Source organism: Leisingera sp. MMG026 (assembly GCF_021654205.1).
Classification (GTDB): Bacteria; Pseudomonadota; Alphaproteobacteria; order Rhodobacterales; family Rhodobacteraceae; genus Leisingera.
In genome coordinates, this window is the sequence record NZ_JAKFZM010000006.1 from 98335 (window position 1) to 111740 (window position 13406).

Below are 13406 nucleotides of genomic sequence, written 5' to 3' on the forward strand. Positions count from 1 at the left end.
GCCCCTCCAGCCCGTTGTCAGCTGGCGCCATTCAGGCGGTCAGGGGCGTTTAGCTGTCGTAGTCGATGGCGTGGGCCAGCTGCTTTTCATATTCCAGCGCCTTGCCGGTCCCCAGCGCCACGCAGTTGAGGCTTTCGTCGGCGATGGATACGGCCAGGCCGGTCTGTTCGCGCAGGGCCAGATCCAGATCACCCAAAAGCGCGCCGCCGCCGGTCAGCATCACGCCGCGGTCGACAATGTCGGCGGCCAGATCCGGCGGGGTGGTTTCCAGCGCGGTCATCACCGCCTCGCAAATCTGCTGCACCGGTTCGGCAAGCGCCTCGGCCACCTGGGCCTGGGAAATCTCGATTTCCTTCGGCACGCCATTCAGCAGGTCGCGGCCGCGGATCTGCATCGACTGGCCGCGGCCATCGTCGGGCATCCGGGCGGTACCGATTGAGGTCTTGATGCGTTCAGCGGTGGCTTCACCCACCAGCAGGTTCTGCTGGCGGCGCAGGTAGCTGATGATCGCTTCATCCATACGGTCGCCGCCGACGCGGACAGAACGGGCATAGACGATATCGCCCAATGACAGAACTGCCACCTCGGTGGTGCCGCCGCCGATGTCGACAACCATGTTGCCGGTCGGGTCGGTGATCGGCATGCCTGCACCGATGGCTGCGGCAATCGGTTCGGCAATCAGCCCGGCGCGGCGCGCACCAGCGGACAAAACCGACTGACGGATCGCACGCTTTTCAACCGGAGTGGCGCCATGCGGCACGCAGACGATGATCTTGGGCTTGGAGAAGGTCGAGCGTTTATGCACCTTGCGGATGAAATGCTTGATCATTTCTTCGGCAGTGTCGAAATCGGCAATCACGCCTTCGCGCATCGGGCGGATCGCCTCGATCGAGCCGGGGGTGCGGCCCAGCATCAGCTTGGCGTCTTCGCCCACGGCCAGCACCTTTTTGACGCCATCCTTGACGTGATAGGCCACCACCGACGGTTCGGAAAGGATGACACCGCGGCCCTTGACGTAAACCAGCGTGTTCGCAGTGCCGAGGTCGATGGCCATGTCCGAAGAGAACAGACCGCCCAAGTTTCCGAAAAGCGCCATATAGAAGGGATCCTGTGAGTGCTGTCATTTTTACCTTAGGCGACTCCCGGTGGGGCCGCCAGCACCAACCTTATAAGCGGCAGTGCAGTGCCGCGAAAGGGCGTATTATGGTGAAACAGCGCCTTTCCGCCAAGTCCACGGCGTCATTACAGGCCCCGTCCAAGCGGTCAGGCCAGGATGGGCGCAGAAGCCCGCCTGGGCGGGCAGCAGCGGGATCAGGTCAACTGGAGAAAATCCGCTTCATTTCAGTGTCAAAATGCGACCAGGTCAGGCTGGCGCTGTTGCCGGCATAACCCTCATAATAGGATTTGCCGCTGGAGGTCGGCAGCCCGGCCCAGATCTTGGCCAGGTTCAGCATGAAGGTCTTGCGCGGCATTTCAGCTTGCAGAAAAGCGCTGTAGCCGGCTTCTTCGATCAGCTGATGCGCCAGCTGATCCTGCAGTTCGGGCGAAAAGCGGGCCTGCGGTTTCACACCCTGATGCTTGACCAGCCGCCGGAAGGTTGCGGGGATCAGCTGGTAGCGCCCGATGGCATGGGGCTGTCCCGGCGTTGCTTTGATCCAGGCGTTGATCTCGGCAACGGTCATCTGCGTGGGTTTCTTTGGCGGCTTGCGTTTGGCGCCGTGCTGCACGGCATCATAATTTGCCTTGCCCGCCTCGGCGCTGGCGATCAGCGTCAGCAGGCGGCTTACGCTTGGCGGCGCGCTGAGAAGCGGGGCGAACAGGCTGCCGCCGCTGCGGCCGCGGAACAGGCTGGCGGCTCCGGGATCAAGCGAGACCGCGCCGCGCCCGGGATCTGCACCAGGCAGCGTATCGGGTAAAATGCTGGCCAGCGCCTGAGGCGCCGGGCCCGGCGCTGCGCCGGGCTGGGGGGCAGAAGCCTTGTGCAGGAAGAACTGGTTGCCAACCAGCGAATACCCCTGTGCGCTGACGGCCCCTGCGGCGCACAGCAGCATAGCCAGAAATGTAAGGAAGAGGGCAACGGCGCTCGTTCTGAGGGGCATAGGGACCTGCATTCTGCGGTATCTCGACTGGCTGCAGTCTGCCCCATCGGGGTTGAGATTCCGTTTATCCTGCGTCCGCTGCCCCTTCCGCCCTGCGGTAATTGCCGCTAGAGGGGGCCTATGCTCTCTTATCAGCACATATACCACGCCGGGAATCTGGCCGATGTCCAAAAGCATGCGCTGCTTGCCTGGATGCTGGCCTATCTCACCCGCAAGGACAAACCGCTCAGTTATATTGAGACTCATGCAGGCCGGGGTCTCTATCGGCTGGACGCGGCTGAGGCGGTCAAGACCGGCGAGGCGGAGCAGGGCATCACCCGCATTCTGGCGGACCAGGGCCTGGCTGCGGATCACCCGCTGCACCACGCCCTGACGGAAACCCGCAATCGGCATGGCGGGGCTGCCTATCCAGGGTCGCCGCTGGTTGCGGCCGCTTTGCTGCGCCCGGGCGATGCGATGCATTTTGCCGAACTGCACCCGCAGGAACATGCCGCCCTGCGCGCCGCGCTGAGACCCTGGAAAGCCAAGGTGCATCAGCAAGACGGGTTTGAGCTGGCCATGTCACTGGCGCCGCCAGCACCCCGCCGCGGCCTCATGCTGATCGACCCCAGCTACGAGATCAAAACCGACTATGCCCGCATTCCCGGCATCATCGGCCAGCTGCACAAGAAGTGGAATGTGGGGATCATCGCCTTGTGGTATCCGATCCTAAAGGACGGTGCGCACCGGCAGATGCTGACAGCGCTGGAGGCGCAAGACCTGCCTGGTGCCCTTCGCCATGAGGTTTCCTTTCCGCCGGTCCGTGACGGGCACCGGATGATTGGCAGCGGCATGTTTGTGGTCAACGCTCCCTTTGGCATCGAAGAAGAAGCTGCCCGGCTGTCGGCGCTGTTTGAGGGGATTTCCCGCAAGTAACCGCGCACCACCCGATCTGTGCGGCCAGAGGTTTCGCATAGAACAAGAAAGGGCGCCGCAGCGGGCGCCCTTTGTTTGTACTGTCCAGCCAGCAGTGGCTTAGGCGAGGTCTTTATAGGAAATCTCGCGGGTGTCAGCGCCTTCGCCAACCCGGCCACGGCGCACGATCAGGCGGTTCAGCGCGTTCACATAGGCCTTGGCAGACGCCACCACCGTATCGGTATTGGCGCTTTCGCCGGTGGCGATGATGCCGTCTTCTTCCAGCCGCACCGACACTGTTGCCTGCGCATCGGTGCCTTCGGTCACCGCATGCACCTGATACAGCTGCAGCCGGGCAGAGTTCGGGTGGATCATGCGGATCGCCTTGAAGGTCGCATCAACCGGGCCGTCGCCCTCAGCCGTCTCGGTGACGTCCTTGCCGTCGATCTCCATCTCGACTGTAGATTCTGCCGGGCCGCCGGTGCCGCAGACCACTTTCATGGAAACGATCTTGAGGTAGTCGTTCTCGGCGTCTACCCCGGTGCGCATCAACGCGATGAGGTCGTCGTCAAACACCTCTTTCTTGCGGTCGGCCAGTTCCTTGAAGCGGACAAAGACATCCTTCAGCTGGTTGTCGCCAACTTCATAGCCAAGATGCTCCAGCTTATCACGCAGCGCGGCGCGGCCGGAATGTTTGCCAAGCGGCAGCGAAGTGCCGGAGAGGCCCACGTCCTCGGGCCGCATAATTTCAAAGTTTTCGCGGTTCTTCAGCATGCCGTCCTGGTGGATGCCCGACTCGTGCGCAAAGGCGTTCTTGCCGACAATCGCCTTGTTCGGCTGCACCACAAAGCCGGAGACAGTCGAAACCCGGCGCGAGATATGCATGATCTTGGTGGTGTCGATGCCGGTGTGCCAGGGCATGATGTCATTGCGCGTCTTCAGCGCCATCACCACCTCTTCCAGCGCGGTGTTGCCGGCACGCTCGCCCAGGCCGTTGATGGTGCATTCGATCTGGCGCGCACCACCCGCAACCGCGGCCAGCGCATTGGCGGTCGCCATGCCCAGGTCGTTGTGGCAATGGGTGGCAAAGATCACCTCGTCAGCACCAGGCACGGTTTCGATCAGGCGTTTGATCAGGTCGGCCGACTCCATCGGCGCGGTATAGCCCACAGTGTCGGGGATGTTGATGGTGGTGGCGCCGGCCTTGATCGCGATCTCGATCACCCGGCACAGGTAGTCCCACTCGGTCCGGGTCGCATCCATCGGCGACCACTGCACGTTGTCCACCAGATTGCGGGCGTGAGTGACCGTCTCATGGATCTTGTCGGCCATCTCATCCATGGTCAGGTTCGGGATGGCGCGGTGCAGGGCCGAGGTGCCGATAAAGGTATGGATGCGCGGCTGCGCGGCCTTGCGCACGGCCTCGGCGCAGCGGTCGATATCCTTAAAACTGGCGCGTGCCAGGCCGCAGATCACCGAATTCTTGGAGCGTTCCGCAATCTCGGACACCGCGCGGAAATCGCCCTCAGACGCAATCGGGAAGCCGGCCTCGATGATGTCCACGCCCATATCGTCCAGAAGCCCGGCAATCTCCAGCTTCTCGTCATGGGTCATGGTGGCGCCGGGGCTTTGTTCGCCGTCGCGCAGGGTTGTGTCGAAAATGACAACACGGGATTTGTCGCCGGAATTTGCGCCGGCAGTCGGGGAATTATTGGTCATGTCGGTATCTCTTGTCTCTGTCCTAAGCCCTTTGGGGCATCATAAGCCTATCGTGGCGCGCGTGCGGCAATCCTCTGAGCGGGCGCGCCGGAAGGGCACGCTCAGAGGCGGGCTAGGATCAGTAGGGCGCGCAGAGCGGCACCGCGGGACGCGGTGGCGGCAAGGGGGATATCTGCGCAAATGGTCATGCAGGGATTTATACAGAGGCAATGGTAAATGAAAAGCCCATAGGCAGAGAATTTCAGCTTTGTGCCACGATCCGGCGCAGCGCTCCAATTTGGCCGGGCAGGACATCGGGCTGGCTTTGGCAAAATCCGATCAGCAGCCCCTGGGATTGCTTGGCCGGATCATGCGGCGACAAAGGCCGGACGGCGTAGCCCGCTTTGGCAGCATTGCGGCAGATCCGCGTGTCACTGTGTCCGTCTGCCAAGTGAAAGGCGATCTGCATCCCGGCATTGTGGCGCTGGAAGGAACCCAAATCCTCAGGCCATGCGGCCAGCGCCTCTGCCGCGGCAGCATAACGTTCGGCATAGAGCCTGCGGGCGCGGCGGATGTGGCGGTCGTACTGCCCCGAGGCCATGAACTCGGCCAGGGGCCGCTGTGCGGTGATCGCGGCGCCTGCACTGGGATGGATGAACCGGGCGCGGAACTGCGGCACCAGCGCGGGCGGCAGGATCGCATATCCCAGCCGCAAAGCGTGGGAGAATGTCTTGGAAAACGTGCCTGCGTAAATGCAGCGCCCCTCGCGGTCGAGCGCGGCCATGGCGGGAACCGGCTGCCCGGCATAGCGGAACTCACTGTCGAAATCATCCTCGATAATCCAGCCGTCCCGGTCCTTGGCCGCTTGCAGAAAGGCCTGCCGCTGCGGAACGGGCAGGGTGCCGCCGAGGGGAAACTGATGCGACGGGGTCAGCAGCGTGACCTTGGCCATCTGCGGCGGCACTTCCGCGCCGCGTTCCCCGGCCCGCAGCCAGCGCACCTCCCAGCCGCGCGACAGGGCAAACCGCTGCGTCGGGGTGAAACCGGGTGCCTCCAGCGCGATGTCTTCGCCGCCAACCAGGAAATCCATCGTCAGCTCCAGCGCTTCGCGGGCGCCGCTGGTGACCAGAACCTGTTCGGCACTGCAGTCGATCCCGCGCCAGCGGGCGGCATATGCAGCAATCTCGCGGCGCAGCTCAGGATCGCCAAAAGCATCTTCCTGGTGACTGAGGCTAAGCGGATCCATCCTTGCCGCACGTGAAACACAGCGCGCCCAGGACCGCGCCGGAAACACCGCCGGATCCGGCGCGCCGGGCAGCAGCATCCCCGGGGCTGGCGCTGTCACCGTCGGCAGAGGCCGGGACGGGGCCGCCGGCGGGCGGATCGGGGCGACATCGCAGACAAAGATCCCCGCGCCGCGCCGGGGTTCGGCGAACCCCTCGGCCACCAATTGATCATAGGCCGTCACCACAGTGGATCGTGCCACCCCCAGATCCTGCGCCAGCGCCCGCGATGACGGCAGCCGGGCGCCGATAGCCAGGCTGCCTTCACTGATCCGCCCGCGCAGTGCGGTGACGATCTGCTGATACAGCGGTTCAGCATTTTCACCGGAGAGCATACCGGACAGATCAATCATAGTGGACTGCTCATTTTGCAAGGAACTGGAGCTTAATCATAGGCCAATTTGCGCATAGCTGTCGTGAAAAGACAATCAGCAACAAGAGATCAGCCGATGAGCCAGTCCGATGTGGAAACCGCCTTGAAATCCGAACGCAGCCGTCTGCGCCGCGCGCATGAACGCGGGGTATACGACCGCGAAGCCGTGTATCAGGTGCTGGATGCCATGCCGCTTGGCCATATCGGCTATCAGATCAATGGCAGCACATCGGTTCTGCCGACGCTGCAGTGGCGCGAGGGCGATCACGTCTATTGGCACGGTTCCGCAGCCAGCCGCGCCATCCGCGCGATGGAAGGGGCCGAGGTCTGCCTGACTGTCACCTGCATGGATGGCTATGTGCTGGCGCGCTCGGCCTTTCACCACTCGGTCAATTTCCGCTCTGCCATGCTGTTTGGGGTGGCTGAGAAAGTGACGGATGAAGACGCCAAGGCTGCTAGCCTCAAGACGATGGTGGACCACATCTTCCCCGGCCGCTGGGAGGCTTTGCGCCCGATGACCAGCCAGGAGCTGAAAGCAACAGCCCTGCTGCGAATGCCGATCGAGGAAGGCGCCGCCAAGGTCCGGTCCGGCCCGCCCAAGGACGACGAGGAGGATTACGCGCTGCCGATCTGGGCCGGGGTGGTGCCGATGGCACTGGAGCTGAAGCCGCCGCAGCCGGACCCTGCCAATCTGGAAGGCGTGGCGATGCCCGACCACCTGAGCCGCATCCGCATTGGCTGAAACGAAAAGGCGCGCCACTCCGGCGCGCCTGAATTCCGGCCCGGAATTCCCGCCAGGCTTACTCGGTCTGCGCGGCGTCCCCGGCCTCGCGGCTCACCAGCGCGCCGTTTTCCCAGGTGCCGTCCGCCTGCTGGCCGCTGGCGTATTTCATCGTGCCCGGCCCCTGCCGCTTGCCGTTGACAAAGCTGCCCTCATAGACGTCGCCGTTGGCATAGGTCGCGACACCGTCGCCAAAGATCTTACCCTCTTGCCAGCTGCCCTCGTAGACGAAGCCGTCGGGCATTTCGATCTTGCCCTGACCGTGCCGCTGGCTGTCCGCAAACGCACCAGTATAGACCGAGCCGTCGGCATAGGTCACCTTGGCGTCGCCATGGCGCTGCCCGTTCTGCCAGCCGCCCTCATAGCGGTAACCGTCGGCATAGGTCATGACACCCTGGCCGTGGTTCTTGGCATTCTGGAAATCCCCGGAATAGGTGATGCCGTTGGGATAGGTCGCGGTGCCTTTGCCTTCGATCACGCCGGCCATCCAAGCGCCTTGGTAGGTAGAGCCGTCGGGATAGGTGATCTTGCCCTGACCCTCAGCCAGGTCGTCCCGGAAGTCACCCTCATAAACCGACCCGTCCGGATAGACCGCTTTGCCTTTGCCTTCGATCTGTCCCTTCACCCATTCGCCGGTATAGGTGTAGCCGTCTTTCTCGGTGAAAGTGCCCATGCCGTGGCGCTGATCGTCCAGGAAATCGCCGGCGTAGACATCGCCGTTGGCATAGGTCTGCTTGCCGGTGCCATGACGGCGGCCGTTTTGCAGCTCGCCTTCGTAGATATCGCCGTTGGGCTGCATCAGGCGGCCGGTGCCATGCATTTGGCTTGCGGCCCATTCGCCCTCGTAGACCAGCCCGTCCGAGGTCTCCAGCTTGCCTTGGCCCTGCAACTGGCCGTCAGCCACAGCGCCCGCATAAACAGTGCCCTCGCCGTAGGTGATCTTGGCCTGGCCTTGCTGGCGGCCCGCAACCCAATCGCCATCATAGGAATAGCCGTCGGGGGAGGACATTGCGCCCTTGCCGTGCCGCTTACCATCGGCAAAGCTGCCGTGATACCGCACGCCGCTGGCATAGACCGAGGTGCCGTCGCCGTGGATTTGCCCATCCTGCCAGCCGCCCTCATAGGTGCTGCCGTCGGCGCGGGTCAGTTTGCCCAGCCCGTGCGGCTTGCCTTGCGCAAACCCGCCCTCATAGACCGAGCCGTCCGGAAAGCGCGCCACGCCTTGGCCGCGCACTTCACCATCGACCCATTCACCGGTGTATTCATAGCCGCTTGGCAGCTTGTAAGTGCCGGTGCCATGCTGCAGCCCGCCCCTGAAGGTGCCTTGGTAGACACCGCCGATTTCGTCCTGGGTGGTTATGACGTCACTCTCCTGGGCCAGCGCCGGTGCGGCCAGTGCCAGAAGTGTGGTAAGCGCGAATGCGGTGCCGAAACGGGTCATTGAAACCTCTGCCTGCCCAGGAATTACGGTGCTGCTGCCATAGTGGGTTGCTCGCCCGGAAACTAAGCTACCGCAGGCGGGGCCGCAATGTCTTTTACCCGGCCTCCGCGCCTTGCTCTTTTACTTGGCGGTCAATCTGGTAAATGGCTCTGAGTGAGTTTTGCAAAGGGCCCAAGCAGCATGGCAGACCGTTTCCGCGTGACACTGGCGCAGCTGAACCCAACCGTGGGCGATCTGGCGGGCAATGCCGCCAAGGCCAAAGCCGCCTGGGAGGAGGGCCGCACCGCCGGCGCCGATCTGGTGGCGCTGCCGGAAATGTTCATCACCGGCTACAACACCCAGGATCTGGTGATGAAACCGGCCTTTCATACGGCGGCCATCGCCGAAGTTGAAAGGCTGGCAGCAGACTGTGCCGATGGTCCCGCGCTGGCAATCGGCGGCCCCTGGATCGAGGGCGGGCGGCTCTATAATGCCTACCTGATCCTCAAGGGCGGCAAGATCGCATCGCGCAGCCTCAAGCACCACCTGCCCAATGAAACTGTGTTCGACGAGGTGCGGATTTTTGATGCCGGCCCCTTGGGCGGTCCCTATGCAGTCGGCAACACCCGTATCGGCTCACCTATCTGCGAGGATGGCTGGCACGAGGATGTCGCGGAAACCCTTGCCGAAACCGGTGCCGAATTTCTGCTGATCCCCAACGGCTCGCCCTATTTCCGCAACAAGATGGAGGTGCGTTTCAACCACATGGTGGCGCGCGCGGTCGAAACCCATTTGCCGGTGATCTACCTCAACATGGTCGGCGGCCAGGACGATCAGGTGTTTGATGGCGGCTCATTTGTGCTGAACCCGGGCGGCGCCCTGGCGCTGCAGATGCCGGTGTTTGACGAGGCTTATGCCCATCTCGACCTGGAGCGCACCGAAGACGGCTGGCGCGCGGTGGAGGGCGCTAAGGCGCATCTGCCGGACGCGTGGGAACAGGATTACCGGGTGATGGTCGAATCCTTGCGCGACTACATGGGCAAGACCGGCTTCAAGAAGGTGCTGCTGGGACTGTCCGGCGGTGTCGATTCGGCGATTGTCGCGGCGATTGCGGTGGATGCGCTGGGTGCCGAGAATGTCCGCTGCGTGATGCTGCCTTCGGAATACACCAGCCGGGAATCGCTGGAGGATGCCGAAGCCGTCGCAAAGGCGCTGGGCGTTCATTACGACTATGTGCCGATCTCCGAAGGCCGCGAAGCGATCACCAGCACGCTGGCGCCGCTGTTCGCAGGCATGGAGCCGGACCTGACCGAAGAAAACATCCAATCCCGCCTGCGCGGGCTGCTGCTGATGGCGATGTCCAACAAGTTCGGGGAAATGCTGCTGACCACCGGCAATAAATCCGAAGTCGCGGTGGGCTATGCCACCATCTACGGCGACATGAACGGCGGCTATAATCCGATCAAGGACATGTACAAAACCCGGGTGTTTGAGACCTGCCGCTGGCGCAACGCCAATCACCGCCCCTGGATGAAGGGCCCGGAGGGTGAGGTGATCCGCCCCAATGTGATCGACAAGCCGCCCAGTGCCGAGCTGCGCGAGGATCAGAAGGACAGCGACAGCCTGCCGGACTACCCTGAGCTGGACGCGATCCTGGATATTCTGGTCGATCAGGATGGTTCAATCTCAGATTGTGTTGCCGCCGGTTTCGACCGGGATGTGGCCAAACGGGTCGAGCATCTGGTTTACATCAGCGAATACAAACGCTTCCAGTCCGCGCCCGGCGCCCGCCTGACCCCAAGCGCGTTCTGGCTGGACCGGCGCTATCCGATCGTGAACCGCTGGCGCGACCCGTCCTGATTCAGGCGCTAACCCCTTGAGGGCGTAGATTTTTACAGTATCCAGGCCGCCGCTAAAGCCTTGCCCCGGTGTCGGCAACGCTCTGATATGCGGCGGAAAAATCACAATGCCGGAAACCAGCGCATGGCGCGTGCCTGCATGCTGGACCGGCGTTTCCGCAGCGGGCATAGATGCCCGCATGCCCGGACCAAAGCTGCCTCACTTTCAATCCGATCTGGCCCTGCCTAAGGCCGTCGACGCCGTTGTGATCGGCGGTGGTATCATTGGCGCAGCGACGGCTTTGGAACTGGCTGAACGCGGACATTCCGTGCTGTTGTGCGAAAAAGGCCAGATTGCAGCAGAGCAAAGCTCGCGCAACTGGGGGTGGGTGCGGATGTCCTGCCGCGATCCCCGCGAAATTCCGCTGATGGCCGAGGCGCTCAGGCTCTGGGAAGGGCTGGCCGAACGCACCGGCAAGGAAACCGGCTTTACCCGCTCCGGCATCCTCTACACTGCGGAAACCGCCATGCGCGAGGCACAGCTGGAGCGCTGGCTGCGCAATCTTGACAACTGGGGGCAGAACGCCCGTATGATCCGCAGTGACCAGATCGAGCAGCTGATGCCGGGCCATCAGACCAAGACCCGCAGCGCGCTGCTGACGCCGATAGACGGGCGGGCGGAGCCGCAATTGGCCACCCATGCCATCGCCACCGCAGCGCAGGCGGCAGGTGCCAAGGTGATGACCGAATGTGCCGTGCGCAGCGTTGAAACCGCTGCAGGCCGCATCAGCGGCGTGATGACCGAACGCGGCCGCGTGGCCTGTTCCACCGTGGTGGTGGCTGGCGGTGCCTGGTCGCGACTGTTCCTGGGCAATGCCGGTATCAACCTGCCGCAGCTCAAGGTTCTGAACTCGGTCCTGCGCACGTCGCCGGTGCAGGGCGGTCCGGAAACAGCCATCCGTGCCGCCAACCTTGGCCTGCGCAAGCGCGCTGACGGCGGCTACACCGTGGCCGATGCTCATGAAAACATTGTCGATATCGTGCCCGACAGTTTCCGGCTGGGTTGGAAATTCCTGCCCAGCTACCGCCAGGAATGGCGTGCGCTGCAGTTCCGCCTGTCAGACCGCTGGCGCGAAGAGGCGGCGCAGGCCCGCCACTGGCAGCCGAACCAGACCACCCCGTTTGAATTGTGCCGGGTGCTGGACCCTGCGCCGTCGCAAAAGGCGCTGAAAAGCGGCTGGTCAACGGCGCAAAAGGCATTCCCAGTGCTGCAAGGCGCCGATGTGGTGCAAAGCTGGGGCGGGCTGATCGATGTCACTCCGGATGCGATCCCGGTGATCTCGCAGGCCGACGGTCTGCCGGGGCTGTTTGTTGCCACGGGCTTCTCCGGCCATGGTTTCGGCATTGGACCGGCGGCAGGTAAACTGGCCGCCGATCTGGTGACTGGCGACGCCCCCGTGGTGGATCCGTACGCCTTCCGCCTGTCGCGGTTTACGGACGGCAGCAGATACGGGCCGCAAACCGGCTATTGAACCGGGCCGCTCAGCCCATCAGCTGATAACTGACCGGCACATAGCGAAAGCCCTCGCCGCGTGTCTCGACAAAACCGGCGGCGGGGAAGGGCATGTGATATCCGATCATCGGCACCTTGTCGGCAGCCAGCATCCCCAGCACCCGCCGGCGCGACGCGCTGGCGGCCTCTGCATCGGCATCAAAACTGAACGCCCAGTCGGGCCGGGCAAAGCTGTAGACATAATGATTGGCCAGATCCGCCGTCAGCAACAGCTGCCGGTTGCCGCTTTCCAGCATGAAGCCCATATGCCCCGGCGTGTGGCCAAAGCTTGCCATCGCAGTGATCCCCGGCGCCACGCTGGCGCCGTCGTCAATGAATGTGGTTTTCTCTGCCAGCGGCGTCACATTGCTGGCTACCAGATCACCAACCCGGTTGCCTGCCTCCATCTGGGACCAGAAATTATACTCGGCAGATCCCATGATATAGCGGGCATTGGCAAAGGTGGGCGCACCGTCTGTCATCAGCCCGCCAATGTGGTCCGGGTGCATATGGGTGATCACAACCACATTGATCTGGTCCGGGGTGACTCCGGCTGCGGCCAGCGCCTTGGCAATACCGCCTGCGCCAAGCCCGGTATCAAACAGCACCAGCTCCGCCCCGGTATCCACCAGCGTAGGCGTGAAGTAGAATTGCAGTGTTTCTGCTGAGACGAAGTTCTCAGCAGAAACTTCGGCAAACTCCGCATCACTGGCCGCCGGGCCAAACAGCGGTTTCGGTCCGTCACGCAAGGATGAGGCATCCAGCAGCGTGGTGACCGGCATCTCGCCCAGCTTGAATGTATGGGCAATGGGTGCTTCGGCGCGGCCGCCGTGGGCGCCGGCCAGAAGCGGTGTTGCGGTAGCGGCAAGGGGCAGGGCGGCGGCACCGGCCAGGGCCGCACGGCGGGACAGGGAAACAGTCATTTGGGAACCTCCAAGTTGCATTGGACTGCCCGCATCCTAGCGCCGCGTCGGCAGAGGACTGTAAACAATCCCGTGATGCGGGTTAGGATGCAGGCAGGAGGGCCCCCGCCATGAGCCAGAACAAGACCGTCCCGACCGGAGCAAGCGTTGCAGATTTCCTTGCCACGGTTGAACCAGAGCGCAAGGCGGCAGAAGCACAAGAGCTGGATGCCCTGTTCCGCCAAACCACCGGTTTTATGCCGCAGATGTGGGGGCCTTCCATCATCGGTTACGGGCGCTACCACTACCGCTATGCCACGGGACGCGAGGGAGACTTCCTCGCCACCGGCTTCTCGCCACGCAAGGCGCGCCATTCGATCTACATCATGCCGGGCTATCAGGACTACGGCGCTATCCTGGCGCGCCTGGGTAAACACAAGCTGGGCAGAAGCTGTCTTTACGTGAACAAGCTGGCCGATATCGATCTGGAAGTCCTGGCTGAACTGATCCGCACCGGCCTGAAAGACCTCAACGCAATCTGGCCGGTGCAGCCAAGCTGACCCGCG

The 13406-nt window shown here is 63.1% G+C and carries 11 protein-coding genes; 5 read left to right on the forward strand and 6 right to left on the reverse strand.

Translation table 11 applies throughout. The annotated features are described in order from the left end of the window. Positions 1-49 precede the first annotated feature (49 nt). Together L1069_RS04870 and L1069_RS04875 are read right to left on the reverse strand one after the other, a co-directional pair. Positions 50-1096, reverse strand: coding sequence for a rod shape-determining protein (locus L1069_RS04870; RefSeq protein ID WP_027257685.1), 1047 nt, complete (start codon positions 1094-1096; stop codon positions 50-52). A gap of 220 nt (positions 1097-1316) precedes the next feature. Next, the gene (locus tag L1069_RS04875; RefSeq protein ID WP_134828906.1) at positions 1317-2099 is read right to left on the reverse strand and encodes a hypothetical protein; all 783 of its coding nucleotides are present in this window, start codon (positions 2097-2099) and stop codon (positions 1317-1319) included. A 120-nt stretch (positions 2100-2219) separates the two neighbouring features. Between L1069_RS04875 and rlmJ the strand changes: the two genes are divergently transcribed. Next, entirely contained in the window at positions 2220-3014 is a 795-nt protein-coding gene (rlmJ, locus tag L1069_RS04880; protein WP_237454978.1) for a 23S rRNA (adenine(2030)-N(6))-methyltransferase RlmJ, read from the forward strand. Positions 3015-3113: 99 nt separating this feature from the next. Here the strand turns inward: rlmJ and L1069_RS04885 are convergent, their stop codons facing one another. Continuing rightward, on the reverse strand, positions 3114-4712 hold the full coding sequence (locus tag L1069_RS04885; RefSeq protein ID WP_129369533.1) for a 2-isopropylmalate synthase: 1599 nt from the start codon (positions 4710-4712) through the stop codon (positions 3114-3116). Positions 4713-4953: 241 nt separating this feature from the next. Beyond that, a complete protein-coding gene (locus L1069_RS04890) occupies positions 4954-6327 on the reverse strand; it encodes a PLP-dependent aminotransferase family protein (RefSeq protein ID WP_237454979.1) in 1374 nt (457 codons plus the stop codon). A gap of 96 nt (positions 6328-6423) precedes the next feature. Between L1069_RS04890 and L1069_RS04895 the strand changes: the two genes are divergently transcribed. Continuing rightward, positions 6424-7089, forward strand: a complete 666-nt coding sequence (locus tag L1069_RS04895; RefSeq protein WP_237454980.1) for a pyridoxamine 5'-phosphate oxidase family protein — start codon at positions 6424-6426, stop codon at positions 7087-7089. A gap of 58 nt (positions 7090-7147) precedes the next feature. On the opposite strand, the gene L1069_RS04900 is transcribed toward L1069_RS04895, so the two are convergent. Continuing rightward, positions 7148-8569, reverse strand: a complete 1422-nt coding sequence (locus tag L1069_RS04900) for a 2-isopropylmalate synthase (protein WP_237454981.1) — start codon at positions 8567-8569, stop codon at positions 7148-7150. A gap of 180 nt (positions 8570-8749) precedes the next feature. Here L1069_RS04900 and L1069_RS04905 point away from each other — a divergent pair, with 180 nt between their 5' ends. Then, complete coding sequence (locus L1069_RS04905; protein WP_237454982.1) at positions 8750-10408, forward strand: NAD+ synthase; 1659 nt, start codon at positions 8750-8752, stop codon at positions 10406-10408. A 178-nt stretch (positions 10409-10586) separates the two neighbouring features. Continuing rightward, positions 10587-11918 (forward strand): FAD-binding oxidoreductase, encoded by a 1332-nt coding sequence (locus L1069_RS04910; protein ID WP_237454983.1) that lies wholly within the window; start codon positions 10587-10589, stop codon positions 11916-11918. 10 nt (positions 11919-11928) lie between these two features. On the opposite strand, the gene L1069_RS04915 is transcribed toward L1069_RS04910, so the two are convergent. Further along, positions 11929-12861, reverse strand: coding sequence for an MBL fold metallo-hydrolase (locus L1069_RS04915; RefSeq protein WP_237454984.1), 933 nt, complete (start codon positions 12859-12861; stop codon positions 11929-11931). A gap of 110 nt (positions 12862-12971) precedes the next feature. Between L1069_RS04915 and L1069_RS04920 the strand changes: the two genes are divergently transcribed. Beyond that, the gene (locus tag L1069_RS04920) at positions 12972-13400 is read left to right on the forward strand and encodes a DUF1801 domain-containing protein (RefSeq protein WP_237454985.1); all 429 of its coding nucleotides are present in this window, start codon (positions 12972-12974) and stop codon (positions 13398-13400) included. Positions 13401-13406 lie beyond the last annotated feature (6 nt).